This window comes from Paraburkholderia sp. RL18-085-BIA-A, assembly GCF_046027075.1.
Classification (GTDB): Bacteria; Pseudomonadota; Gammaproteobacteria; order Burkholderiales; family Burkholderiaceae; genus Paraburkholderia.
Genome location: NZ_JARESU010000031.1, coordinates 24,746 through 50,882, shown reverse-complemented (window position 1 = coordinate 50,882; position 26,137 = coordinate 24,746). Strand labels below are relative to the sequence as shown.

General features: G+C 64.7%; 23 protein-coding genes. 9 read left to right on the top strand and 14 right to left on the bottom strand.

Translation table 11 applies throughout. The annotated features are described in order from the left end of the window. Positions 1-2: 2 nt before the first annotated feature. From P0D89_RS21865 to P0D89_RS21855, 3 genes are all read right to left on the bottom strand, one after another. Positions 3-554, bottom strand: a complete 552-nt coding sequence (locus tag P0D89_RS21865; protein ID WP_408362905.1) for a hypothetical protein — start codon at positions 552-554, stop codon at positions 3-5. Positions 555-1,453: 899 nt separating this feature from the next. After that, entirely contained in the window at positions 1,454-2,440 is a 987-nt protein-coding gene (locus P0D89_RS21860) for an ABC transporter substrate-binding protein (RefSeq protein ID WP_408362903.1), read from the bottom strand. Positions 2,441-2,623: 183 nt separating this feature from the next. Beyond that, positions 2,624-4,225, bottom strand: a complete 1,602-nt coding sequence (locus P0D89_RS21855; protein WP_408377186.1) for a rhodanese homology domain-containing protein — start codon at positions 4,223-4,225, stop codon at positions 2,624-2,626. A 552-nt stretch (positions 4,226-4,777) separates the two neighbouring features. On the opposite strand from P0D89_RS21855, the gene P0D89_RS21850 reads away from it, so the two are divergent. Beyond that, on the top strand, positions 4,778-5,776 hold the full coding sequence (locus P0D89_RS21850; RefSeq protein ID WP_408362901.1) for an LLM class flavin-dependent oxidoreductase: 999 nt from the start codon (positions 4,778-4,780) through the stop codon (positions 5,774-5,776). 98 nt (positions 5,777-5,874) lie between these two features. Here the strand turns inward: P0D89_RS21850 and P0D89_RS21845 are convergent, their stop codons facing one another. Next, positions 5,875-6,162 (bottom strand): hypothetical protein, encoded by a 288-nt coding sequence (locus P0D89_RS21845; RefSeq protein ID WP_408362899.1) that lies wholly within the window; start codon positions 6,160-6,162, stop codon positions 5,875-5,877. A gap of 938 nt (positions 6,163-7,100) precedes the next feature. Here P0D89_RS21845 and P0D89_RS21840 point away from each other — a divergent pair. Beyond that, positions 7,101-8,171 (top strand): hypothetical protein, encoded by a 1,071-nt coding sequence (locus P0D89_RS21840; protein WP_408362897.1) that lies wholly within the window; start codon positions 7,101-7,103, stop codon positions 8,169-8,171. Between the two features lie 321 nt (positions 8,172-8,492). On the opposite strand, the gene P0D89_RS21835 is transcribed toward P0D89_RS21840, so the two are convergent. After that, positions 8,493-9,623 (bottom strand): alpha/beta fold hydrolase, encoded by a 1,131-nt coding sequence (locus tag P0D89_RS21835; RefSeq protein WP_408377184.1) that lies wholly within the window; start codon positions 9,621-9,623, stop codon positions 8,493-8,495. A 58-nt stretch (positions 9,624-9,681) separates the two neighbouring features. Beyond that, positions 9,682-9,882, bottom strand: coding sequence for a hypothetical protein (locus P0D89_RS21830; RefSeq protein WP_408377182.1), 201 nt, complete (start codon positions 9,880-9,882; stop codon positions 9,682-9,684). Positions 9,883-10,134: 252 nt separating this feature from the next. Here P0D89_RS21830 and glgC point away from each other — a divergent pair, with 252 nt between their 5' ends. The 3 genes from glgC (at position 10,135) to pdxY (ending at position 14,166) form a co-directional block, all read left to right on the top strand. Beyond that, positions 10,135-11,406, top strand: a complete 1,272-nt coding sequence (gene glgC / locus P0D89_RS21825) for a glucose-1-phosphate adenylyltransferase (protein ID WP_408377180.1) — start codon at positions 10,135-10,137, stop codon at positions 11,404-11,406. Between the two features lie 187 nt (positions 11,407-11,593). Beyond that, complete coding sequence (gene glgA / locus P0D89_RS21820; protein ID WP_408362891.1) at positions 11,594-13,054, top strand: glycogen synthase GlgA; 1,461 nt, start codon at positions 11,594-11,596, stop codon at positions 13,052-13,054. A 245-nt stretch (positions 13,055-13,299) separates the two neighbouring features. After that, positions 13,300-14,166, top strand: a complete 867-nt coding sequence (gene pdxY / locus P0D89_RS21815) for a pyridoxal kinase PdxY (protein WP_408362889.1) — start codon at positions 13,300-13,302, stop codon at positions 14,164-14,166. Here pdxY and P0D89_RS21810 read toward each other — a convergent pair. Next, positions 14,163-14,360 (bottom strand): DUF4148 domain-containing protein, encoded by a 198-nt coding sequence (locus P0D89_RS21810; RefSeq protein ID WP_408362887.1) that lies wholly within the window; start codon positions 14,358-14,360, stop codon positions 14,163-14,165. The two genes, pdxY and P0D89_RS21810, sit on opposite strands and share 4 nt — an antisense overlap. Positions 14,361-14,603: 243 nt before the next feature. Between P0D89_RS21810 and P0D89_RS21805 the strand changes: the two genes are divergently transcribed. After that, positions 14,604-15,065 carry a hypothetical protein gene (locus tag P0D89_RS21805; protein ID WP_149672765.1) on the top strand — a complete coding sequence of 154 codons (462 nt, stop codon included), beginning with the start codon at positions 14,604-14,606 and terminating at the stop codon, positions 15,063-15,065. 493 nt (positions 15,066-15,558) lie between these two features. Next, entirely contained in the window at positions 15,559-16,710 is a 1,152-nt protein-coding gene (locus tag P0D89_RS21800; protein ID WP_408362885.1) for a branched-chain amino acid ABC transporter substrate-binding protein, read from the top strand. A 49-nt stretch (positions 16,711-16,759) separates the two neighbouring features. Here the strand turns inward: P0D89_RS21800 and P0D89_RS21795 are convergent, their stop codons facing one another. Beyond that, on the bottom strand, positions 16,760-18,661 hold the full coding sequence (locus P0D89_RS21795) for a DUF3857 domain-containing transglutaminase family protein (RefSeq protein ID WP_408362883.1): 1,902 nt from the start codon (positions 18,659-18,661) through the stop codon (positions 16,760-16,762). Next, positions 18,658-19,578 (bottom strand): helix-turn-helix transcriptional regulator, encoded by a 921-nt coding sequence (locus P0D89_RS21790; RefSeq protein ID WP_408362881.1) that lies wholly within the window; start codon positions 19,576-19,578, stop codon positions 18,658-18,660. The genes P0D89_RS21795 and P0D89_RS21790 overlap by 4 nt, the downstream gene beginning before the upstream one ends. Positions 19,579-19,686: 108 nt before the next feature. Between P0D89_RS21790 and P0D89_RS21785 the strand changes: the two genes are divergently transcribed. Continuing rightward, positions 19,687-20,244: a hypothetical protein gene (locus P0D89_RS21785; RefSeq protein ID WP_408362879.1), complete on the top strand. Its 558-nt coding sequence runs from the start codon at positions 19,687-19,689 to the stop codon at positions 20,242-20,244. A gap of 168 nt (positions 20,245-20,412) precedes the next feature. On the opposite strand, the gene P0D89_RS21780 is transcribed toward P0D89_RS21785, so the two are convergent. Beyond that, positions 20,413-21,078, bottom strand: a complete 666-nt coding sequence (locus P0D89_RS21780; protein WP_408362877.1) for a hypothetical protein — start codon at positions 21,076-21,078, stop codon at positions 20,413-20,415. Positions 21,079-21,400: 322 nt separating this feature from the next. Here P0D89_RS21780 and P0D89_RS21775 point away from each other — a divergent pair, with 322 nt between their 5' ends. Then, positions 21,401-21,535 carry a hypothetical protein gene (locus P0D89_RS21775; RefSeq protein ID WP_408230919.1) on the top strand — a complete coding sequence of 45 codons (135 nt, stop codon included), beginning with the start codon at positions 21,401-21,403 and terminating at the stop codon, positions 21,533-21,535. Positions 21,536-21,869: 334 nt separating this feature from the next. On the opposite strand, the gene hutG is transcribed toward P0D89_RS21775, so the two are convergent. The 4 genes from hutG to P0D89_RS21755 form a co-directional block, all read right to left on the bottom strand. Beyond that, on the bottom strand, positions 21,870-22,682 hold the full coding sequence (gene hutG / locus P0D89_RS21770) for an N-formylglutamate deformylase (RefSeq protein ID WP_408362875.1): 813 nt from the start codon (positions 22,680-22,682) through the stop codon (positions 21,870-21,872). Between the two features lie 52 nt (positions 22,683-22,734). Continuing rightward, a complete protein-coding gene (locus tag P0D89_RS21765; RefSeq protein ID WP_408362873.1) occupies positions 22,735-24,132 on the bottom strand; it encodes a formimidoylglutamate deiminase in 1,398 nt (465 codons plus the stop codon). A gap of 22 nt (positions 24,133-24,154) precedes the next feature. Then, positions 24,155-25,390, bottom strand: coding sequence for an imidazolonepropionase (gene hutI, locus P0D89_RS21760; protein ID WP_408377178.1), 1,236 nt, complete (start codon positions 25,388-25,390; stop codon positions 24,155-24,157). Between the two features lie 89 nt (positions 25,391-25,479). Continuing rightward, entirely contained in the window at positions 25,480-26,118 is a 639-nt protein-coding gene (locus tag P0D89_RS21755; RefSeq protein WP_408362869.1) for a HutD/Ves family protein, read from the bottom strand. Between the last annotated feature and the right edge of the window lie 19 nt (positions 26,119-26,137).

The following is a 26,137-nucleotide window of genomic DNA, read 5'->3' as shown; positions in this document are numbered from 1 at the left end:
TTCTATCGGCCGCGTATCACGTCCGAACGCGATGTCGTGTACACCTTCAGATTCCGGTCGAAGTGCACGTTGAAAAAACCTTCCTCGGTGACGCCGCCTTCGCGCCACTTCCAGCTCCACACGGTCTCCGGCTTCAGCGGAAACACCGCGACCTCGCCCGGCTTGCCGAGCAGCCGCCGCACTTCATCCTCGCTCATGCCCATGCGGATCTTCGCGAAGTTGGCGGCCGTCAGCACTTGCGTGATGGCTTGCAGTTTACCGTCACGGTCGACGTCGACCATGTACGTGTTCAGCCCTTGCGGGCCGCGCGGATATTCGAAGCGCTTCGAACCGTCGGTGAAGGTTCGCTCGGTTTCCGGCTTGCCCATCTGCTCGCGGATCTGCGCTTCGGTCGTAACGCCCGGCGTCATGTTCCTGAGCAACAACGCATCCGGTTTGACGGCGTTGAAGAAGTCCTTGAGTTTTTGCACAGCGCGGTCACTCTGTTGATCGTCGCAGCCGGTCAGTGCAACGCACGCGGCCAGCATCGCGACGGTAAGCAGTTTCAGGCTCACAGCGAGTTTCCTGTTCAGATGCGACGCATGCGCGCGCCTTCTGGTGTGTAGTGTCTGCTCCAAGGATAACCGCGCACGCGGAAAACCGCGAGCGGGCCAGGCAAGCCGGTGCCTGGCCGGCGTGTTCGCAAGCCGATTGCAATCCTGCGGTTCGAAGAAGTCTGCGCGGCGCATCGCAAAGGCGCGATGAAAACGCGGCACAGGTGGCGGGATTGACGCAGCGGCGGACTGCAAGCTGGCGCGCGACTCTTTGCAGCGAGGCGGCCCGAGCCGCGAAAGAAGTGTCGCCAGAAGCAAAAAGGCGACGCTGTTCAAAGCGTCGCCAGGTCGGTCGATACGGTCAACCGGAAGTGAAAGCGGCCAACGGCCGCCAGATACGAAGCACCTTGGACGACACGCAGCGGTCTGGTTCCGGACGTAGCGGTGAGCAACCTTGGCTACGCACCTTGCGCCATTGCCGGAATGGCAAACCGCTGCTTGTTTGGCCGCCCTGGTCCCTCGATAAGCCTTCCAAGTGCATTCAATTTAATCGCATTGGGCGGTTTAGACGAGAGCGCGTTTACACCGAATTTGCAGATGATTTGCGGGGTGTGAGACGCTTTCGGCGATGCCGGTTCGGCGCGAATTTCGTGCGTGGGCGTTAGCTCGGCATGGCGCTCGCGCTGGCTGCGGCGCTCATGTCGCGCAGCGCTGCGACGCTTCGATTATCTGGCCCGCTACCGGGACATCTAACGAGAGGCGCTTCACCGGGCGTGCCGCGTTCGGCGTGTGCATCAAGCAAGCTGCGACTGCCTGATTGCCGCGTCCCGAACACATCGTCAAACACTTCGCCATCGAGCCGCACATCACAGCGTGTCACCGCACGCCCCGCACTCATGGGGCCGCTGCCACTGCCCGCATCAAGGCAACGGAAAGCTGCGATCGAAACTCGTGCGCACGTCCAGATGCGCGCGAATCACATTGGCGGCTTCGTAGGTATCGGCGGTCCGCTGCTGCGCGCTGACCACGCTGTCGTCGATCGTCACGGGATGGACCTGGCCGCGTTGATAGACGGTCTTGAGCACGTCGACCGGCAGGCCGGTCACGCGCGACTGCATCGCCGCGACTTCGTCGGGATGCGACAGCGCCCAGCGCTGACCGATCGCCACGCGCCGCAGGAAGTCGGCGAGTTGCGCGTGTTTGTCGGCGATCGCGCGTTCAGTCGCCACCTGATAGCTGAGCCCTTCCGACAGGCCGACCCCATTCGCGATGATGCGGTCGTGATCGCGCGCTTCGCCGAGCGCCGTGTAAGGGTCCCACACCGACCACGCGTCGACGCTGCCCGACGCGAGCGCCGCCTTCGCATCGGCCGGCGCGAGGAACACGAACGAGACGCCGGTCGCGGGCACGTTGGCCCTCTTCAACGCGGCAAGCGCGAGATAGTGGCCGATCGAGCCGCGCGTCGTCGCAATGCGCTTGCCCTTCAGGCTCGCCACGTCGTTCAGCGGCGACTGCGCGCCGACGACGATCGCCAGATCCAGCGGATTCGAGCGGGTCGCCGCGACTGCGCGCACCCGTGCGCCGGCCGCGAGCGCAAACACGAGCGGCGCGTCGCCGAGCCCGCCGACATCGACCGCGCCCGCGTTCAACGCTTCGCCGAGCGGTTGCGCCGCCGGGAAGTTGAACCATTCGATCCGGTACGGCAGGTCTTTCAGCTGGCCGGACGCTTCGAGAATGCCGCGCGTCTGCAAAGACTGATCGCCGACCTTCAGTACCGGCAGATCGGCCGCGCGCGAAGGCGCGACCCACGCGACACCCAGGATCGCCAGCGCGACAGCGCCAAGCGGCCTCGACCACGCGCGGCGGGAAATAGAGAGGATGTCGAAGGAAAAACGGAAAGTCGGCATGGCGGCGCTTGCCCGATGGCATGAAGTGATTTGCCATCGACGATAAGGCACGCTTCGGTATAAGACAAACGCATTATTCTGCTAAGCAAATATGCGGATTTTCTTGGGCGGCAACGCATGCGGGCGTAACCGCGCCCGCTCAACGGCGCGGTTACGCACACGCGCTGCGCCCGTGCAACCCGCTCAGATCACGCGAAACCCATGCGTGCCATCGCGCTCGAGTTGCGCGACGAGCCCATACTCCCACTCCAGGTACGCGCTCATCGCATCGCGCGAGTTGTCGGTGCCTTCATACGGACGACGGTATCGGTCGATGCGTGGCGAAGCAAGTCGCGTTTCGCCACTTTCGACGGGCAAGCCCGCTTCGATCCACGCCTGCGTGCCGCCACCAAGCACCTGCACCGGACGGCCGGTCGCCGCCGCCAGCTCGGGCGCGGCAAAGCGCGCAAGCTGGCCGTTGCCGCAGGTCGCCACATACCGTTGCGCATCCGGCAACTTGCGCAATGCGGCATCGAGGTCGCTGCGAATCACGAACCACGCGCCCGGAATGTGCCGCTTCACATAATTCGCGCTGCTCGTGAAATCGAGCACGACCGTGCCCGGCGATTGCAGCAGCGCGGCCAGCTCGGCCGGCGCGATCTCGTCGACGGCGGGCGGCGCGCTCGCGTAACGCGCGGGCGGCGCCGCGCCCTTATCAGCGAAGTCCGCGGCCGTCAGACCATCGACCACGTACACCTCGACGTTCATCTGCGCGAGCCACGACGCACTCATGTTGGCCCGAACCCCGTCGTTGTCCGCGAGAATCACGCGCGCGCCGCGCACCGGCGCGAAGCGGTCGGTTTCCTGCACCAGCTGGCCTCCCGGCGCGTGGCGAAAACCGGGCACGTGATCCGATTCGTATTCCTCCGGCGAGCGCACGTCGAAGCGATACACGGTGCGCACCGCTTCGTCGGCCCAGCGGCGCGCTTCGTCGCGCGACGTGCGGCCCACCCGCGCGCGATCGGCCACCGCGCGCGCGGCGTCGGCGGCGGCCAGACGGAGCGTGTCGTCGACCACCGGCTCGTAGCGGCGCGAGCCGCCGTGCGCGAGCGGCTGACCCGCGAGCGTCCAGCCGATCGTGCCGTTGCGCAGCGCCGCGACCGGATTCGGCACGCCCGCATTGATCAGCGACTGCGCGCCGATGATGCTGCGCGTGCGCCCCGCGCAATTGACGATGATCCGCGTGGCCGGATTCGGCGCGAGTTGCCACGCGCGCAACACCAGTTCGCCGCCCGGCACGTTGATGCTGCCGGGTATGTTCATGGTCTGGTATTCGTCGAAGCTGCGCGCGTCGAGCACCACCACGTCGGCTTCGTGATCGAGCAGCGCCTGCACCTGCGGCGCGGCGAGCGACGGCGTATGGCGCACGCTTTCCACCAGTTCCCCCAATGCCTTGCTCGGCACGTTGACATCCTGAAACAGCTCGCCGCCTGCCTCATGCCAGCCTTGAAGGCCGCCTTCGAGCAACGCGACATCGGTATAGCCCAGTTCGGTCAGACGTTGCGCGGCGCGTTGCGCCAGGCCTTCGCCGGCGTCGAGCACGACGATCGGCACCGCCGGTCGCGGCAAGCGTTCCGGCGCCTCCAGTTCGAGCCGCGACAGCGGCAGACTGGCGGCAAACAGCGGATGACTGCGCGCGTGCGGATCTTCCTCGCGCACGTCGACGAGCGCGATTTCCTCGCCTTCTATCAGCGTGCGGCGCACGTCTTCGAAGGCTCGGGTACGGAATTCGTTTGCGACACTCATGAGATGTGAGACTCCTTCGAAACATTGCAGATGTTCGGCAACGCGTCCTTCGAATAGCCTGAGATAAACGGCTTGCGAACCGCGTCGCCGGAACAGACCGGGCGCGTCATCGCGCCGCTATTTCCACGGTACACGCGAATGCCGATCGACGTACGGTCACCAAAAGCATGGCCCGTGCGATGGATGCGGCGTGGGCGTCGGCGCGATTACACAGTCGCAATTTCCGCGCCACGCGGCACGCTAATCGAGCTCTACACGGCGAGGCGTGGCCCAGGGTTGATCAGGCCGCCACGCGCTCGAATTCGACCTGTTCGAGTGCTCCCGGGCTAGCAGCGCCGCATGCGTCTGTTAAACATTGATCGTCCATATCCATATCGACGTTGCATGTAATGCCGGCGCGTTTCGCGCAGCGTCTCGCCCCGCAAATCTGCGTGAACGCAAACAAACCCCCTTCGAAGAACGTGGACATCGCCGCGGCGTCAGCAGAAAAACTCAAGCTTTGCCACAATGCCCCATCGCGCGAAAGCGCCGCAAACAGCAAACGAACAGACAATGATCCCCTTCTCGGTCCTCGACCTCTCGCCGGTCGCCGCGGGCGCCACACCGGCGGACGCATTCAGAAACACGCTCGACCTCGCGCAACATGCGGAACGCTGGAACTACCGCCGCTTCTGGCTGGCGGAACATCACAACATGACAGGCATCGCCAGCGCGGCCACTTCGGTGGTGATCGGCCATGTCGCCGGCGGCACCAAGACGATCCGCGTCGGCTCCGGCGGCATCATGCTGCCGAACCACGCGCCGCTCGTGATCGCGGAACAGTTCGGCACGCTCGCGTCGCTCTATCCCGGCCGGATCGATCTTGGTCTCGGCCGCGCGCCGGGCACCGATCAAAGCACCGCCCGCGCGCTGCGCCGCGATCTGCAAAACAGCGCGGATTCGTTCCCTGACGACGTCGTCGAGTTGCAGCGCTATTTCGCCGATCCGGTGCCGGGCCAGCGCATTCGCGCGGTGCCCGGCGCGGGGCTGCACGTGCCGCTGTGGCTGCTCGGGTCGTCGCTTTACAGCGCCCAGCTTGCGGCGGCGCTCGGGTTGCCGTTCGCGTTCGCGTCGCACTTCGCGCCCGACTACATGCTCACCGCATTGCAGGTGTATCGCGCGCAGTTCCGGCCGTCGGCGACGCTCGACAAGCCGTATGCGATGGTCGGCGTCAATCTGTTCGCTGCCGGGACCAACGAGGAAGCGCGGCTTCTATTCACGTCGCTGCAGCAGCAGTTCATCAATCTGCGACGCGGCACGCCGGGCCAGTTACAGCCGCCGGTCGAGCGGCTGGAGGCATCGGAGATGGAGCTGAACAACGTCGCGCACTCGCTCGCGTGCACCGCGATCGGCGATCGCGACGCGGTACGCGAAGGACTGCGGTCGATCATCGCCCAGACTGGCGCGGACGAGTTGATGCTGACCGCGCAGATCTATGATCACAACGCGCGGCTGCGCTCGTTCGAGATCGGCGCGCAAGTGCGTGAAGAGTTGATGGCCGCCAACGCCTAGCGTCGGCGGATAGAAAAGGGCGGCTCGTGGCCGCCCTTCTTTCTTCGTTCGACCCGGTCGCAAGGGGCGTCGGAAATTCACCGTTTCAATTAGCCGGTTCACCCAGTCGCCGAATCAATAGCGGGTTCAACCACGCTGAAGCCGCTGAAGCGGCCCAGATAGCGCATGACCAGCCCGCAATTGGCTCGCTTGAGTTGATCAGAGTGAAGCCGGATGAGGTCCAGCGCAATCCACTCGCAGCAGGCTTGCGCGTCTGGTGCAGCAGCAATTTCTGGCGTCTCGGTACCATCCATTACGATACGCACGTGCTCCAAGGTGCGGATCTGCATTTCGTTCAAGTTGATGACCGTCCTGTGGATGATCATCCATCCGGTCTCACCAGCCACGTATTGGCCAGCTCCGCTGCTCCAATCGCCGCGCTCAGGCTAGCGGAACCGCTGGAAACGCGGGTTGGCCGGGCTCCTTGCCCACTGGACAGCGCTGTCGCCAATCTCTCAGCAGATTAGGAGTTATCCGATTCTTCTTCGAATCCCCACCACGTTAAGGTACTACGTAGTCCAAACCTTGTAACTACGTAATCCAGCATACGGGGCATAGGAAGGAGAATGATTAACCGACGACTCTTTATCCAGGCGGGCGCGCTTTCATCTTTAGCCGCGACCTCATCGCGGTCACGCGGCCGGCGCCTGCGACTCCTCCACCGAGCAACACCCAGCGACACGGCTATGCATTAACGAATGCCGCGACTGCAAGAAAGCGCAAAAACGGGAGGTGGGTATTCTGGGTCCGCATTGTGAATTTCGATCAACCCGGAGTTGATATATCGGCGAATCTTCAGATCGCTACCGACAGGGGATTCCAGCAGATCGTTGACGTCTTGCCCGTAATGCTGTCTGCGCCAAAGTCGTTCATCGCGCAGATTCCATACGCTCCGCGCACCGGCAGCACACAACTTTATTACCGGTATGTCATCGGACAGGATGCGTCAACAGCGCCTGCGGTCAGTACGGTGGTGAACAGTATCTCGCCTTGGGACAACGAATCGAGAGCACAATAAATATGGCTCACTCAGAATTTGCGGTTCAGGTGCTGGAAGCGGGATCAAATAACATGAACACCTATCGACTCTGATGGATGCAGTTCATAGTGGTTCAGATTCACTATCAATCGTACAGAATACTGTGGGTGTCGTCGCAGTCGTTACTAACAGTGTTCCGATGCTGCAGCCCATAAGAGTCATGGCGAACGGATTGGTAGCCACGACCGCCATGTCAAAGATTGTCGCGGACTGGTCAGATCCCGCGAAACGGGTCCAACCCGTGACGTGCTAACGCTGGTGTCAGCTTCAGGCGCGGCGGCAATTCAGTTGCTGGTGTGGGCGGAACTTGGCGAAGGAGTCGCGCTAACGGTGGCAGCGCTGGCGCTCGCTGCGGACGTGCAGTCAGCGGCCCAACCGTACCTGCCTTCGCTGAAAATCGGGCTTGGGAATGCTATTCAAAACACTTTGCCCATCGCGGACCCAATATCCACCGACAGTTCGTCGCTTTATTGGGCAAGTATGCCAACGTACAACGGTTACTCGCTGGCTACCTACGACGAGATTCTCACGCAGAAAGGCTTGTTCGTCTGCCTGAGTGATCAAGGCACGAGTGGGTTTCTTTCTATCAATAGCACGCCGGTCCCGGGTAGTCTGACATCTATCAACGAAGACGCGTATAAGGACAACTACTGCCGATATCTGAGCGTTGAGCAGGGATGGAGCGATATAGTCAGCGGGATGGATTATTGCAAAAACGTCAAATCAGATAGAAGAATGCGGTCAATGCTTACCCGGATCAAACTTGCGCTTTCGGCATGGCTCATAGCCTCCACGTGCGAAATTGGGATTGCCGTTGTCCTGATTCGTTCGCAGTTGCTGCCCTTACTCGGCGTAGCGGCCGTATTGGTCGCGGTCTGCATCCATCCGCTGGTTCTTCTGTATTGTCTGAGACGGCGCAGATGGGCTTACGGCACCTTGGTCCTGCTTGCGCCACTGAGCCTGCTCTGGTGGCCCTTGGGCAAGCCTTTTCTCACTCAACTTGGTGGCTGGTCCTTTCTGGTCGCCGGGGGATTTATCGCCCTACGCTTCGGCGCACTGGCGCTAATCCGTGACAGGACATCAGAAGCCTGGATCGAGTCGCATACATGCGGCGCTACGTTCTGGTTTGCCCGCAAACCAGTTTTCGTGCTAGGTATCCGGCAAAAACTAATCCAACTTGTCGCGGCGATTCTGCTTGGACCCGCGCTAATTGGGTACGTGAGCGGCTGGAATCGGCCCGTCGTCCTTCTGTGTAGCGGAATGGCAATGTTCCTCGTCGTCTTGTCGATCGTTCTGGCGCGAAAACGGGAATCGTAGAATCCGTCCCACTCCAGCCAGTGAATCGGCACGCTCCAGCGACGCAATCATTACCGCACCGGGTCGGCCTGAGGTTCTCAACACCATGCAACTCAGCGCGGTATTTGATTGCAGACTGGCCGCTGCGGAGCGTGGAACGGCCACCTGAAGGGCATCGCGACCCCACGGACGACTGTCTGGTCATGGCCCGACTACAACAACCTGTCCGCAAGCGGCCTCCCCGGAAATCCACGAAGAACCGTAAAATAGCCCCGAGGCAGTTTTCGCCTAGCGGTGAACGACGTAGGAGTACGGTGGCGGGACAGAGAGCCGTTTGAACACTCAGCGGTTCGCCGGCACCGCCGCCATCCCATCCAGCAGCGCCTGATGAAACACCTGCGGGTCCTGCATCTGCGGCGCATGCCCCAACTCCGCGAATTCGACTAACGTCGCGTGCGGAATCGCCTTCGCTGCCGCCTTGCCCAGTTCCGGGTAATGACCTATCTTCGCGCGAACATCAGGAGACGCGGCATCCTTGCCAATCGCCGTGGTGTCCTTCTGCCCGATCAAAAGCAGCGTCGGCATGGTCAACTGCCCGAGTTCATAAAAAACAGGCTGCGTGTAAATCATGTCGTCCAGCAGCGCGGAATTCCACGCGACGATCTGCTTGCCCGGCCCCCGGTACATCCCCGCCAGCATCTGCACCCACGGTTCATAGTCGGCGCGCCACTGGCCGGCGTAATAGGTGGATTGCTCGTAGCGGCGGATGCCGTCGGCGCTCGTCTTCAACTCGCGCTCATACCACTCGTCCACCGATAGCGACGGCACGCCCTTCGCCTTCCAGTCCTCGAGACCGATCGGGTTCACCAGCACCAGTTGCTGCGTCTCGTGCGGATACATCAGCGCGTAGCGGATCGCCAGCATGCCGCCAGTCGAATGGCCGATCATCGTCGCCTGGTTGACGCCCAGCGATGCAAGCAGCGCATGGGTATTGCGCGCGAGCTGCTGAAAGCTGTACTGATAGTGCTCGGGCTTACTCGATTTGCAAAAGCCGATCTGGTCCGGCGCGATCACGCGATAACCTGCGTCGCTCAGCCGATGAATGGTGGCGCCCCACGTCGCCGCGCAGAAGTTCTTGCCGTGCAGCAGCACCGCCGTGCGGCCGTTCGGATGCGCCGGCTTCACGTCCATGTAGGCCATCTGCAACGGCACGCCTTGCGACGTGAATTCGAAGCGCCCGACCGGCGCGGGATAGTTGAAGCCTTGCAGCTCGGGGCCATACGCAGGGGCGCCGGCGGCGTCGCCACCGAACACCGCGGCGGGGCTGGCCGCGGCCGGGCTGGCGTCGCTCACTGCCGCCGTGGCAGCGGCGGCGTTCGCCAGCGTGGCGGCAGAAGCAGAAGAAAGGGCGGGTGCAAGGGCCCAAACGGAGGCAGTCATTAACGCAGACAGGCAATAGCGGCGAAGACTCATCGAGATATTTTGCAAAAAAGACCTGGCAGGGAGCATGCGAGATTCAGGCAGCCGCTGGCTAGCGCGCCTGAACCCGCGGCCACGAGCGCACGATTCTACGACGCGACGCGCCACCGCGCTGCCGCTCGCGCAGGCCGGGCGCCGCGGCGGCCAGCGTGGCATGCATATTGCGGCCGCTCAGATCACGCTCTATGTGACGTGCCGCACGGATGTCCGCCCCGCAACAGTCGATCGTGCGCAGGATGAGCGTGGACAGCATCCCCGCAATTCACCCTCTCGCTCGCGGCCAATCGGTGCTAGAACTAGCTGACGGGCCCGCGAAGACGAAGCGCCTGGCAGCACGAATCATCAGCGCAAAGCAAGTGATCAGACCATCCGGGGCATAGACAAATCAGCAACTATCTTGCATGGGACTGGAGTAAGTGCTGAAGCATGGGACTGGAGCAGGCGCTAAAGCGCCTACTCCGGTCGACACGCTAAAGCGCCAACTCCGGTCGACAAGGAGACAGACATGGACACTTCGGCACGGCTGAACGACATGCAGCGCACCACCCTCGCCATCGTCCTCGCGGGCGGACGGGGCACGCGGCTCGGGCCGCTCACCCACAAGCGGGTCAAGCCGGCGGTGCACTTCGGCGGCAAATACCGGATCATCGACTTCGCGCTGTCCAACTGTCTGAACTCGGGCATCCGCCGCATCGCCGTGGTCACGCAGTACAAGGCGCATTCGCTGCTGCGCCACTTGCAGCGCGGCTGGGGCTTCCTGCGCGGCGAGTTCGGCGAATTCATCGACCTGTGGCCGGCGCAACAGCGGGTGGAAGGCGCGCACTGGTATCGCGGCACCGCGGACGCGGTGTTCCAGAACCTCGACATCATCCGCTCGATCCGGCCGAAATACGTGGTGGTGCTGGCGGGCGACCACATCTACAAGATGGACTACACGCGCATGATCGCCGACCACGCGGACAGCGGCGCGGACTGCACGGTCGGCTGCATCGAGGTGCCGCGCATGGACGCGGTCGCGTTCGGCGTGATGGCGGTGGACGAAAACCGCCGCGTGACGGGCTTCGTCGAAAAGCCCGCCGACCCGCCGGCGATCCCCGGCCGCCCGGATACGGCGCTCGCCAGCATGGGCATCTACGTGTTCAGTGCCGACTATCTGTACGCGTTGCTCGAAGAAAACATCTCCAGCGTCGACACCGATCACGACTTCGGCAAGGACATCCTGCCGCGCGTGGTCACGCAAGGCACGGCGATCGCGCATCCGTTCAGCATGTCGTGCGTGTCGTCGAGCCCGGACGTGGAGCCGTACTGGCGCGATGTCGGCACGATCGACGCGTACTGGGCCGCCAACCTCGACCTCGCGTCGACCATCCCTACCCTCGATCTGTACGACCGCAACTGGCCGATCTGGACGTATCAGGAACAGTTGCCGCCCGCCAAGTTCGTGCGCGACCTGAAGGGGCTGCAGGGCTCGGGCAACAATCTGATCGTGTGCGGCGGCTGCGTGATCTCGGGCTCGCAGATTTCGCGCTCGGTGCTGTCGTCGAATGTGAAGGTGAGTTCTTTCTGTAATATCAATGAGGCAGTCTTGTTGCCACAGGTCACGGTCGGCGCGAGTTGCCGGCTGCAGAAGGTGGTGATCGACCGTGGCTGCGCGATACCGGACGGCACGGTGATCGGCGAAGATCCGGCCGCCGATGCCGAGCGCTTTTACCGCACCGCCGATGGCGTCGTGCTGGTCACGCCCGAGGCGTTGCAGCAGAAGCAGACGATGAAGTAAGGCAGGTGGCGGATCTGGCCCGCGCGCGTCTCACGGGTCGGGCTCGCCGCGATCGGCGTGCACCTGCCGGGTTTTTGACCATCAGGCATGGCCGCCCACGCATGCCCGACCGGATCGACCTTGCGGTAGCCAGACCGAACACACGGACCAATCAGCGGGACCCACCCACAGGAACGAGACCCGGCCTATGACGATTCGCGCTCTGCATGTCGCAAGCGAGCTGTATCCCCTCCTCAAAACGGGCGGTCTCGCCGACGTCGCGGGCGCGTTGCCGCCCGCGCTGATCGAACGCGGGGCCGACGTGCGGGTGCTGCTGCCGGGCTTTCCGGCAGTGCTCGCCGGTCTCACCGACCTGCGGCCGGTCGCGCAACTCGGACGCCGTTTCGACACGCCGGCAGTGACGCTCGAACAGGGCACGCTGCCGTCGAACGGTCTGGTGGTCTACGTGATCCGCGCCGCCACGCTGTACGACCGGCCCGGCAATCCGTATCTGAACGACGAGCACGTGCCCTACGGCGACAACGCGCAGCGTTTCGCGCTGCTCGGCTGGGTCGCCGCGCAACTCGCGCAGCGACTGGACTCCGCGTGGTCGCCGCAAATCGTCCACGCGCACGACTGGCACGCGGGGCTCGCGCCCGCCTACCTGAAAGCGGCCGAACGCCAGCATGGCCGGGTGTTCGCGCGCTCCGTGTTCACGGTGCACAACCTCGCCTATCAAGGCGTGTTTCCGGCGCATCAGTTCGGCCAGCTCGCGCTGCCGGACGATTTTTTCAACGTGTACGGCATCGAGTTTTATGGACAGCTGTCGTTTCTCAAGGCGGGGCTCTACTACAGCGACCGCATCACGACCGTCAGCCCCACCTACTCCCGCGAAATCCAGACGCTCGCCCAAGGCGGCGGACTCGACGGGCTGCTGCGCCAGCGATCGCATGATCTGAGCGGCATCCTGAACGGCGTCGACTACGCGGTCTGGAATCCGGCCGACGACCCGCTGCTCGACACCCACTACAGCGCCACGCGCCTCGCCGGCAAAGTGGCGTGCAAGGAAGCGCTGCAAAAGCGCTTCGGACTCGCGCAGAAAAGCGATGCGCTGCTGTTCGGCGTGGTAAGCCGCCTGACCGAACAGAAAGGCCTCGATCTGCTGCTCGGTGCGGTGCCCGAGATCGTCAAACACGGCGGCCAGCTGGTCGTGTTCGGCACCGGCGATCCGGCGCTGGAGAACGGCCTGAAGCGCGTCGCGCACGCGCATCCGGAGTCGGTCGCGGTGGAACTGGGCTTCGACGAAACGCTCGCGCACACGATCGTCGCGGGCAGCGACGTGATCGCGGTGCCGTCGCGTTTCGAGCCCTGCGGACTCACGCAACTGTATGCGCTCGCTTATGGATCGCTGCCGCTCGTGCATTGCGTGGGCGGCCTCGCGGATACGGTCATGGACGCGTCGCTCGAAAATCTCGCCGACGATCTCGCCACCGGCTTCGTCTTCGAACGGTTCGAACCGAAGGGGCTGGCTGCCGCGATCCGCCGCGCGTTCGCCCTCTATGACCGGCGCACCGAATGGAAAGCGACGCAACGGCGCGCGATGCGCCAGGATTTCGGCTGGGGTGCGTCGGCGGAGCGCTATCTGGCGTTGTACCGCGAACTGATCTGAATCGACTCTCTTCAGCGCCCTGCCTTACGCCTTGCGTCTGATGGTTCGGCGCAACAAACACGGGGACGGATCGACTCGCGCGCGGCAAACTCATGTATTGTTTTCCTGAGCATGCAAAGCGCGCATTTTTCTTGCACCATCTGAAAGCAGTCCTGCCGCGCGGCGACGAGCCGACCTCTGATCCCTGGCGCGGCGCACCTTCCCGCTTCTTTTGATCGCGCATCACCGGTTGCGCGGGCCATACCATGACGAAAAACGTTCTGAGCATCCAGTCACATGTCGTCTTCGGACACGCCGGCAACAGCGCGGCCGTGTTTCCGATGCGCCGGCTCGGCGTCAATGTCTGGCCGCTCAATACCGTGCAGTTCTCGAATCACACGCAATACGGTCATTGGACCGGCAGCGCGATCGACGCGTCGCAGATGGAAGAACTGGTGGAAGGCATCGGCGCGATCGGCATGCTGCCGCGCTGCGACGCCGTGCTCTCCGGCTATCTGGGCACACCCGAGCAGGCGCAGTCGGTAGTGGAGATCGTGACGGCCGTGAAGGCCGCCAATCCGCGCGCCTGGTACTTCTGCGATCCGGTGATGGGCGCCGCGAGCGGCTGCAAGGTCGAGCCGGGCATCCAGGAGTTTCTCGTGCGCACCATGCCGCAAGTGGCCGACGCGATGGCGCCGAACCACATCGAATTGCAGCGGCTGGTGGGCCGCGAGATCGAGACGCTCGAAGAAGCCGTGACGGCGTGCCGCGAAGTGATCGCGCGCGGGCCGAAGCTGCTGCTGGTCAAACATCTGCTCGACCGCAACAGTCCCGCCGACCGCTTCAACATGCTGGTCGTCACCGAACGCGAGGCGTGGATGGGGCAACGTCCGCTCTATCCGTTCGCACGGCAACCGGTCGGGGTCGGCGATCTGACGAGCGCGGTGTTCGTCGCGCGCACGCTGCTCGGGGATTCGATTCGCGCGGCTTTCGAGCACACGCTGGCTGCGGTGAACGCGGTGGTCAAGACGACGTGGCAGGCCGGACGTTATGAGTTGGAGCTGGTGGCCGCGCAGAATGAAATCGCGCAGCCGCGCGAGTGGTTCGATGCGTGGGTGGCGGAGACGGCTTAGGGGTATGGCGTCGTGCCGGCATTGACCGGCATTCGTATTTCTAGCTGGCATTCGCTCACCCGGTAGCCGACGCTCTGATAGTCGGCCAGTTCGGCGAGCACTTCCACCCGCGTCAAGCCCGCGGCCCGCGCCGAATCCGCCGGCCCCGCTCCAGACATCGCCGCGCCCAGCATGCCGACACACAACGGTATCAAACTGCCCTCATCATGATTCTCCGATTGACTCGACCCGAAAGGTCAAGCGCAGTCTAACGACCAGCGCACGACGGAAAATCCCCCGCAACAGGAAGGCACTGTTACGCGCCGGGCGCGCAATCCGTCACGCGCCCGGCGGCCGCGTCGTCAGCCAGCCGTCCTATAATGCGTGCCGCGTGGACGAGGCAGCCGCCCGTCCATCTGGCAATTTCTGGCATCCGGCATTCAGCAGACGAGGCATCGATGGACGGTTATATCCGCAGCGAGCGGGAAGAATTTTTCGAGCAGTTGTGCATCAGCGTCGACGCTGACGAAGCACACGAACAGGAAGCGATCGAGTACTTCGAGAACCAGTTCGACCAGGCCGATTTCGATCCGGCGCAATGGCTCGACATCGCGTTGTATTACTCGCCAGCGGTCGCGCGCGGCATCGTCGAGATGGTGACGCCCGACGACCGGGCACGCAGCAACATTGCCGAGGTGATCGCTGACAACCTCGACATCTCGTACGGCGAGGACGAGTGCCAGCAGTTCGCCGAGACCATCGAATTCGCGCTGAACAACGGCGTGCCGGTGGATCTCGATCTGGTGCTCGACGGCTGCCAGCGCGCGATCGACGATCTCGATACCTGGGCCGACGAGGACACCAAAGCGCCGCTGCTGCGTCTGCGAGAAGAGTTGTTGCGCCAGCAAGGCGAGCGTTGACGACCGTGGCTTGACGCGTCGCTGACAGAGGCTTCGCCATCACGAAGCCCCTCGGCGCGAAGGCATTTCATGAAGCTCACGGCCACCGCAATTCCCGTGGTCAATAGTCGAAAACCAAACGAACAATCCGCCCGGCGTACCCGCGCCGGCTGCTCTTAAGCATGTGCCGCAATCCGCACCCCACGCGGCGGCACGTCCGCCCCGCCAGCTAGCACGCCGCCAGCCTGCCGCCGGGCCGCCGCGCGGCCTGTGCCGAAATGCTCATCCAAAACGCCTCGAATTGCCAAGACGGCGGCAAATTGGCTTTCTATATTCGCGCCAGATTGACCGCACATCAATGCAGCCAGGCGTTACTGAGCGTATTCCAGCATTGTTTATGGCGACCAATCATTCGTAGTCTCTCGATACGCGCGAGGCGAACCCTCGGCTCGCGTGTCGATCAGCGTTACTGTCTTGCCGCTTTCTCACTGAACTGTCGATGGAAGGAGAGACCATGAGTGTTCACAACACGCTGAAACCGCTTGCCATGTTCGTTGGCGCCATCTTCGCAATTACGCCGCTCGCCAGTTTCGCCGACGACCTGCCGGTGAAGATCGGCTTTGCCGCGCCCTTGACCGGCGCCAATGCTGGCTATGGCAAGGACCTGGAGAACGGCGTCCGGCTCGCGATCGATGAGGCCAACGCGCAGAAGATCAAGATCGGCGACAAGGTGGCGCAATTCGCGCTCGTCTCGCAGGACGACCAGGCCGACCCGCGCATCGGCGTGCAGGCCGCGCAGAAGCTGGTCGACTCGGGCGTCGCGGTGGTGGTGGGCCACTTCAATTCGGGCACGACGATTCCCGCGTCGCAGGTGTATGAACAGGCCGGCATTCCGGTGATCGACCCGGCCGCCACCAATCCGATCATCACCGGCCGCGGCTTTGCGAACACCTTCATGGTGATCTCCACCGACGGCCAGAACGCCGGCAACGCGGGCGCCTATGCGGTCGACGTGACCAAGGCCAGGCGCATCGCGATCATCGACGACCGGACCGCATTCGGCCAGGGCGAAGCCGACGAGTTCGAGAAGGCGGTGAAGGCGCACGGCGGCACCATCGTCGCGCGCGAATACACCGACAATCACGCCGTGGACTTCAGCACGCAGATCACCAAGATCAAGGGGACCAACGCGGACCTCGTGTTCTTCGGCGGACTGGACAACCAGGCGGCCGGCTTCGCGCGGCGCATGAAGCAGTTGGGCCTGAACGCGCAACTCGTGGGCGGCGGCGGCGTGATGGACCCGGACTTCATCAAGCTCGCCGGCGACGCGGCCGACGGCGTGATGGCCTGGGAGTACGGCCGTCCGCTAGCGCAGTTGCCGGGCGGCAAGGACTTCTCCGCGAAGTACAAGAAGCGCTACGGCGAGGACATCCTGTCTTATGCGCCGTTCGGCTATGACGGCGCGTGGGCTGCGATCAAGGCGATGCAGCAGGCCAGGTCGAGTTCGCCGGCGACGTATCGGCCCGTGCTGAAAGCGATTGATTTCGACGGCGTGACCGGCAAGATCTCGTTCGACAACACGGGCGCGTTGAAGAGCGGCGCGTCCACGCTGTATCAGGTGAAGAACGGCGCCTGGGTGCCGGTCGTGACGAAGAGCGGCACCTAAGCTTAAGCCGCGTGCGGCCCTGGTCTCTGCGCGGCCAGGGCCGCTGATATTACTTCGCGCTGGCGACCTTGACCACCAGCTGCGCGTCGAGATCACGCTCGATCCGCACGAGGTCGTCCTTCATATCGGCGAATTCTTCGGCGGCACACATCTGATGCCCGAACGCGGCGCGCAGGTGCCGGCTGACCTGCAACGTCCGCGTCGCGGGATCGAACACGTAGCGCGAAGAGAACGTCAGAAAACGGTCCTGCACCGCCGTATCAGTGGGCAAATCGGTCACGCGGACAAAGCGCGGCAGCGTCATTTCCAGCGTCTCGTCGAACTCGCCGCCGATGCACGCCCACGGTTGCGTCCGCGCCGGCTCGGCGAGCCACGTCTGCACCTGCGAACCCATGCCGCCGGACAGGCTCGTCAGCACCGGCACCGCGGTCGTGCCGTCGCGCCACACGAAGTGCGCGACGCTTCCCTGCGTCGACGTGGCGAAGGGTCCGCTCGTCGCGGCCACGTCGTCGGTGCTCAACTGCGCGGTGCCGTGCAAGCCGGTCTGCAATAGACGGTTGGCCGCGATCTGCTGCGCGCGCTGCCGCGTCGAGCGTCGAAACGTATTGCGCTCGAGCTCCGCGGTGTAGCCGGCGTCCTCGACGCGGTAAGCGTAGTTCGCCGCGCCGCTTTCATCGATCTCGATCTGCAGGCGCGCGGTGCGCTCGCGCACTTGCGTGGCGGGCGTACGCGCCAACACGCCTTGGCCGACCAGCAGCACGGGTCGGTCCATCACGCCCGGCGACAGATAGCCGAAGGCCATGCCGCCCGCCGTCGTATCCGCGAACAGCGACAACTCAGGAATCCAGATAATCGCGTGATTGATCGCGCTCGCGCCGTAACCGGGCACGTCCGGCAAGCTGTAGTACGGCCCGAGATTGAGCAGCACCGCCTCGCTGCGAATCCCGACCGCGGCCAGCAGCGCGCTGTACAGCGCGACGTGATCCTTGCAGTCGCCATAGCGGTTGCGCAGGATGTCGATCGCCTTGTGCGGGATCGCCGCCGTCTCGCCGAGAAACAGCGCGACGTAGCGGATGTTCAGACGCATCCAGTCATACAGCGCCTGCGCTTTCGCGCGCGGATCGGCGGCGCCGGTGGTCAGGCTCTGCGCGAGCTGGACGATCGCGGGATCGTCCATCGTCGCGTCGACGGCGGGTCCGCGATAACGCGCGGCGAAGCTCGCGAAATCCGGCACCGTCGACACCATCAGTCGATCGCCCCAGTTCGCGTAGCCGACCGCGCCCACTTCGAGCGGCGCATAGGGACCGTGCCGGTAGTCGAACTCGTAGCGCGTCCGCCCGTTGGCCGTCACCGGCGGCACGGCGACGTAGCCGCGCGCGTCGGCATAGAGCGGCACATCGGCGGGCAGGTCGAAGATCAGCCGTTGCTGCCCGACGGGTTCGCGCGTCGGCTCGACCAGATACGCGAAGGTGCCCGCCTGCAACGGCTTCGCGCGGGTCTTGCGAAACGCCAGATGCACGCGCGAGCCGGGTGCCACGCCGGGGAAGATCACCGTGCGCAACACGCCGTCCTCGAAACTCGGCGCGCCGGCCGAGCGCGGCTCCTGCACGTCGCGGATCGCCTCGGGGCCGACCGGATGCACGGCACCGTTCGGGTCGATCGTTTCGGCGGCGAGCAACTGCACCTGTTCGATGTCCTTGTTGAACCACACATAGCGTTGCGCGATGTCATCGACGCCGCTCGCGGTATTGGCCCGCAACACCGTGTCGTCGTGCTCCTCGATCGAGCCGTCTTTCTGGATCGTGAACAGGTGGACGTCGCGCTCCATCGTCGATGGCGCGCTGTCGTCGCTGGTGGTGGCCGACGCGTCGTCGTCGGCGAAGCTGAAGGCGGCATGTGCGCCTAGCGTCAAAGCAGCGGCCAGTGCGACGAACGCAACCCTGCCCGTCATGAGCGGTGCGCCCTGCCCCGCGCACGCCACGCACGCGGGCTCGCGGCAAACTCCGCGCGAAACGCGTGATTGAAATTCGACAGATCGTTAAAGCCGCAGTCGAGCGCGAGATCGACGATCTTCGCGCCGCCGTCCTGAAGGCGCAGCGCCGCGGCCCGCAAGCGCGCGCGCAACAGATATTGATGCGGCGTCACGCCGGTCACGCGCTGGAACGTGCGCAGGAAGTAGAACTCGCTCAAGCCCGCTGCGGCGGCGAGACTCGTCAGCGTATGCGGCGCGCCGGGCGTGTCGTCGATCAGGCGCACGACCTGCGCGACGCGCGAGGTTGCGAGAGCGCCGGCCGGGCCGCTCGCGGCCGCGTCAGCGCGCGTCGACGCTCCGGCCGCTCGCAGCGTCACGGCAGCCAGTTCGACGGCCAGCTCATCCCACCCGGCTGCGCTGGCGTCATCCGCTTGCGCGCCCGCGCAGGCCCGCGCGATCAGCGGCGACAACACGCGCTGCGGCGGGATGCGCGCGCGTCTGAAATTCAACTGACCGGCGCTCGCCAGGCCCGCATCCGCGGCAAGCCGCTCGAAGTAAGCCGGCGTGTAGTGAAACGCAATGCAGCGGTCGCCCGCCCCGTGCCGATGCCCGCACTCGAAGCACTCGCCCGTGTTGCCGAGCAGCAGCGCGCCGGCCGTGAGCAATTCGCGGCCCGGCGCAGCGCGATAGTCGAACGAGCCGGCCACCACCATCGCGATGCATACGCCCGCGTGCCGTTCCTCGAACGGCTGGTCGCCCGGGCCGAACGTGCAAAGCAGATCCGCGGCGTCCCAGCCCGCGCCTTGCGCGAGCGCACGCGCGCTTGTGGCGCCGCGCGCGCCGTCCCGGTCGCGCCGCGCGAGCGCCTGCTGCAACGTGACGGCAATTTTCCCCAAGATGCACCTCGGCTGAGTCCGTATCGTGGTTTTAGCACATCGGCGGCGGGTGCGGTTCGGCCAGTGCCGTCGATGTCGATCCGACTTTGAGCCCACGGAGCATCTACGATGAACAGACTTGAAACCGACCTCGCCGGCGGCTTCCTCACCGCATTGAGCGCGCCCGCGCGCGCCGCCGACATCGCCGCCGCCGACGATCTGTACGGCTGGCTGATCGGCAGTTGGGACATGGACGTGGTGCATTACCGCGTCGATCTGCGGCACGCGCCGCGGCGCGGCGAGATTCATTTCGGCTGGGTGCTGGAAGGCCGCGCCGTGCAGGACGTGTGGATCATGCCGCCGCGCAGCGGTCCCGCCGGCGACGGCAATGCAGGCGACGCGGACCTCGCGATGTACGGCACCACGTTGCGCGTCTGGGACGCGGCGCTGCGCGTGTGGCGCGTCACCTATATCAATCCGCTGACAGGTCAGCGCGATGAGCTGAGAGGCCGGCGCATCGGCAACGATCTGGTGCAGATCGGCACGCATGCCGACGGCACGCCGATCCGCTGGAATTTCACCGACATCACGCGCGACTCGTTCCGCTGGACCGGTGTCGCGCTCGCGCCGGACGGCGTGACGTGGACGCTGGAGGCCGAGTTTCATGCGCGGCGCCGGGGCGCGTGAGCGGCGCGATGAGGGTGATCGGGCGGGCGGTTGAAGCGGTTGAAACGGTTGAAACGGCTGGAGTGGCTGGCGCGGTTCGATCGGCTGGCGCAGTTCGATCGGTTGGCGCGGCTTAAGCCGGCGAAGCGGCTGAACCGCCCGGCGGCAGCCCGTCCCTCGCCGTCCTCGTCAATCCTGTTCCCCGATCTGTCCCAGCAGCGCCTGCAGCCGCTCCACATGCCTGAGCAGCAAATGGCGATGTTTCTCGATCTGCTCCAGCCGGCCCGCGAGATCCGCCTGGATCGGGTCGTCGAGATCGGCCGCGGCGATCACCTCCTCCACCTTCGCGCGCATCGACGACAACTCCACCGGCGCGTGACTCAGATGCCGCTCGAAGCGCCGCACTTCCTGAATCGCCAGCTCGCGGACCTTGCGAAAGTGCACCTGGCGCCGATGCGCTTCGACGTCGAGCGTCTCTTCCTCGACGCGTCTGGGCCCCGACTGACCGAAGATCGGCTCGGGCGGACGCAGCACCGTCTTCTTGCGCACCGGATGCGCGGTGCCGCGAAAGCGCGCGAGCGGCTGTTCGTTGTCGATCGCCTCGCGCGCGTTGGGTGGAATGTCGTGCTCGGTGTGCGACACGTTCATCCAGCCCCCGGGCAAGCCCGTGACCGCTTCGATCCCGCGCACGAATTCCTCGCTGAATTCCCGCTGACCGGACAGCATCAGTTTCAGGTAGCTCGCGGAGAAGGTCATCATGCGCGCGAGACGGGTCGCAGCGCCGACCTCGCGGGTCAGCAGCACCAGGTTTGCTCGCCAGACCGGGAGCAGCAGCAATTCGTCGGAATCTTCCATCGCTGGGTCTTCCATCTTTTTGCCCGATGTCGTGATGGCACGCTTGCGCACGTCATCGTTTTGAAAGGGTAGCCGCTTCGCCGCATGGCGCGCAATCCCGGCGTGCCCGTTGGCGTATCCGCTCGCTGATGTGTCGAAAATACACGCTAGCGCGCGCTCGCGCCCATCTACCAGCGCTCGCGACATGCCGTGTGTTGCATTGACACACGCATCCCCGCAGTGTTCCTACGCACGACGCGCGCAATGTGGCATCCTTCTATGCCGATGCGGCACGCCCCGTGCTGGATCGGTAGCTCCACAACATTGACTTAAGGGTTTTGTAATGAAGAAAATCGTTCTCGCCGTTGCCGCAGCCGTCGTTACCCTGAGCGCGATCGCTCCCGCACAAGCTTATGAGCATCATCAGGAATGCCACAAGGTGCGTGTGCATCATCACTGGGAAAAGCGCTGCCATTAATGGTGGTGATGCCGTGCCCCACGGGCATGGCACGCATCGCAAAGCCCCGCCAATGCGGGGCTTTTTTTTGGCACTCGGAGTTGGATGCAACACGGCGCGCACAGACTCGTTCGACGCTCACTACGTTCCGCGCGAAATAGGCGGCACGCAATCACGGACACATGCTGTTACACCTTTGCGGTGTGAGCCGACGCGGAGATGTGCTTGCGCACAAGCCCATGAGTGAACCGCGCGGTAAAGAGATGAGTTCAACGGCAGCGGCGGTGCTGCCTCTTGCGCCTGTCATAGGGCTTTCAGGTTGCGCCTTCAGGCGCCTCCTGAAGGGCAGGCCCTGTCAGGCCGCCTTCACGCGCTCCAACGCCGTCGTCACGAGCGCTTCAAGCAAAGGCTCGACCTTCGCGGCCAGCGTTTCGTCATACGCATACGGCAGTTGCTCTTCCATATACGTGATCTGCGACAACTCGAGTTGCACCGCATGCACGCCTTGCGCGGGCTGCCCGTATTGCCGCGTGATGTAGCCGCCCTTGAAGCGTCCATTGGCGACCGCCGTATAGCCGCCATGCCGCTCGACCAGCGCGGCCAGTTCCTCGGCCACACCGGCCACCGCGCTCGCGCCATTCGACGTGCCGAAGTTGAAATCCGGCAGACGCCCGTCGAAGAAACGCGGCACATGCGAGCGGATCGAATGCGCTTCCCACAGCAGCACCTTGCCGTGCTTCGCCTTGAGCGCCGCGAGTTCACCGGTCAGCGCGTCGTGATACGGCCTCCAGTACGCATCGCGCCGGCGCGCGATTTCGGCGTCGTCCGGCAGATGGCCGTCGAGATACAAGGGCTCCTTGTCGAACGTGTCGACCGGCAACAGACCGGTCGTGTCCTGCCCCGGGTAGAGGTTCGCACCATCGGGCGGACGGTTCAGATCGATCACGTAGCGCGCGTAGGCCGGCGCGAGAATCGATGCGCCCATCCGTCTGGCGAACCCGTAGAGACGGTCCAGATGCCAGTCGCAATCGTCGGTGCGTTGCGCGACCGGGGTCATCGTCGCGGCGATGTCGGCGGGGATCTGCGTGCCCAGATGCGGGATCGAGATCAGCAACGGCAGGCTTCCCTGATGCAGCGAGAAAACCGGCGGAGTGTTCAATGCAGTCATGTCAGTCCGGAATCAAAGGGATCGAAGGATCAGTTCAGCAGGTCATGTGCGCTCATTTGAGCAGCTCGACGAGCGCCGCGCGATAGCGCGCGTAAGCGCCCTCTTCATCGCGATGCCGGCGGTTGTCGACGACCTTGTCGCCGCCCGCATAGACATCGCGAATCGGCGTGTCGCCGTGCTCGCAGAATACAACGCCCGACAGCCACGCCTCGCTCGCGTGCCCGGCGATGCTCGGATGATCGGCGTCGAGCACGAGCCAGTCCGCCCGGCGCCCGGCCTGCAATGCGCCGACCGCGCGGCCGGTGGCGTGCGCGCCGCCGTCGAGCGCGGCGTCGAACAGACGGTCCGCGACATGCGTGGCGTGCGCCGACGCCAGCACATTGCGCTGCCGGCGGGTCAGACGCTGGCCGTATTCGAGCAGCCGCAATTCGGCGCGCCAGTCGACGCCGATATGGCTATCCGAGCCCACGCCGATGCGCCCTTGCGCGTCCAGGTATTCTTGTGCCGGGAAGATGCCGTCGCCGAGATTGGCTTCGGTGGTCAGGCACAAGCCGGCCACCGCGCCGCTCTTCGCGAGCGCCAGCGTTTCGTTCGCATCGACGTGCGTCGCGTGCACGAGGCACCAGCGGCTGTCGACATCGAAACGATCCAGCAGCCATTGCACCGGCCGCGCGCCTTCGGTTTCGACGCACGCGTCGACCTCGGCGGTCTGTTCGGCGATATGGATATGCACGGGCGCGTCGGCGCCGATGCCGCCGAGCAGCACGCGCAACGACTCCGCCGAGACCGCGCGCAGCGAATGCGGGGCCACGCCGTAGCGCAGCGCGGCGCTCTCGGGACGCGCCGCGCGCAGCGTGCCGAGCAGATCGAGCAGGCTTTCCGGTGTGTTGATGAAGCGCCGCTGATCGTCGCGCGGCGCGCGCGAGCCGAAGCCGCTGTACTGATACAACACCGGCAGCATCGTCATGCCGATGCCGCTCGCCGACGCCGCATCCACCACACGTTGCGCGAGCTCCGCCGAATTCGCGTAACGGCCGCCGTCCTGCGCGTGGTGCACGTAGTGGAACTCGCACACCGACGTATAGCCCGCCTTCAGCATTTCGATGTACAGCCATTGCGCGACGCTAGCGAGGCCTTCCGGCGTGATGCGCGCGGCGAAGCGATACATCAGGTCGCGCCAGCTCCAGAAGTTGTCGGTGGCGCCTGCGCCGCTAGCGGCGCGATACTCGGTGAGGCCGGCCATCGCGCGCTGGAAGGCGTGCGAATGAAGATTCGGCATGCCAGGCAATACCGGACCGGCCGCTTTACGCACGCCCACAGGCGCGGCCGGCGTATCCGGCGTGACCGCCGTCAGCGTGCCGTGCGCGTCCCACTCCAGCAGCACGTTGCGGCGCCAGCCATCCGGCAGGTACGCATGCTCGGCGAACAGCGATTGATTTGATTGTGTCATCGCTTAAGTCGTCTCTCAGGTCTTAGCTCGGGTCTTGGTTCAGTTCACGCCGCGTATAAACAGTCTCGCCCGCACGCACGACTCGCGCGCACAGCGGACGCCCAATCCAGTAAGCCAGCTCGGCCAGCGAATCGACCGACCATACCGCAAAATCGGCCGCACGACCGGCTTGCAGCGAGCCGTGCGTGTCCGCTTTGCCTAGTGCGCGCGCCGCGTGGGTCGTTACGCCTTGCAGCACCTCGGGCACGGTCATGCGGAACAGCGTGGTCGCCATGTTCATCATCAGCAGCAACGACGTCGCGGGCGACGTGCCGGGGTTGCTATCGGTCGAAATCGCGATCGGCACTTCGTAGCGCCGCAGCAAGTCGAGCGGCGGCAATTGCGTCTCGCGGATGAAGTAGTACGCGCCCGGCAGCAACACGGCCACCGTGCCCGCCTCTTTCATCGCGGCTACGCCGGCTTCGTCGAGAAATTCGAGGTGGTCTGCGGACAGCGCGCGATGGCGCGCGGCAAGCGCCGTGCCGCCGCCGTTCGACAACTGCTCGGCGTGCATCTTCACCGGCAGCTTGTAGCGTTGCGCGGCGTTGAAAACACGCTCGCTTTGCTCCAGCGAAAAGCCGATGCGCTCGCAGAAGACGTCGACCGCGTCGACCAGACCTTCGCTAGCGAGCGCGGGCAGCATCGTGTTGCAGACTTCATCGATGTACGCATCCGCGCGGCCCGCGAATTCCGGCGGCAACGCGTGTGCGCCGAGAAACGTCGTATAGACCGTCACCGGATAGCGCTCGCCCAACTGCCGCGCGACGCGCAGCATCTTGCGCTCGCTGGCGAGATCGAGGCCGTAGCCGGATTTGATTTCGATCGCCGTCACGCCTTCGGCCAGCAGCGGTTCGAGCCGCGCGGACGCTTGCCGGAACAGCGAGGCTTCGTCCGCGGCGCGCGTGGCGCGCACAGTCGAGACGATCCCGCCGCCCTGCCGCGCGATTTCTTCATAGCTGACGCCGGCGAGGCGCTGCGCGAATTCGTCCGCGCGCTGCCCGCCGTACACCAGATGCGTATGGCAATCGACGAGGCCCGGCGTCACCCACGCGCCGTGCAGATCTTCGCGTGGCCATGCGGCGTAGTGGGCAGGTAATTCGGAAGCTGCGCCGAGCCATGCGATGCGGCCGTCTTCGACAGCGATCGCGGCATCGGCGAGGGTGTGTTGAGGGTCGCCCTGCGGGCAAAGTTTCAGGTGATGCCAGACGGTTTGCTTCATCGCGTGCTCGTTGCAGCTCGTTGCGTTGTCTGTGGTGGTTCGCGTGCGCGCGCCTTGCAGCGGCTGGGCGCTCACGCGAAGCGTCGTCGTCATCGTGGCGTGTAGCGGATGCTGATCGCGAGCACCGCGCCCGCGCCTTCGAGCGCGCATCGCAGCGCGGTCGGCGCGTCGATGCGCAGCGTGTCGCCGGCTTCGAGTTGCAGTGCCTGCGTGTCGCCTGGTTTGAGCGTGACCGAACCGCTTGCGCAGAACAGCAGCACCACGTCCGCCGACAATGTGTGCTGCGTGCTTTGCTGCGATTGCCCGCGCCACACGTCGACCTCACCCTGGGCCGCGTCACGCCGCACCATCAGGTTGAAGTCGCGCGTCGCGCCGTGGATCAGCCGCGCGTCGATCCGCGCCTCGCCGTCAAAGCGCGCGATGTCGAGCGCCTGTGTCAGCGTATGCGATCTCACCGTGTGCGCGCCGCCCCCCAAGGGGACTTCCTTCGGGGCGTCCGTTTCGTCGAGCACCATCCCCGCGCCGGACAACAGCACCAGCGTGCGATCGACGCCTTCGAAACGCGAGAACGGTCCGGCTTGCGCGACATCGGCGATGCTCACGCGCCACACGAAATCGTTAAGCCCTGCGTTTGAGGGGAACGCCGCCACTTCCCGCGTGACGCCGCCGCCGTTCTTCCACGGCGCCGCCACGAGGTCGGCGCCGCGAATCAGCGTGAGCGTTGCCATCCTGCCGGCAACCGACACG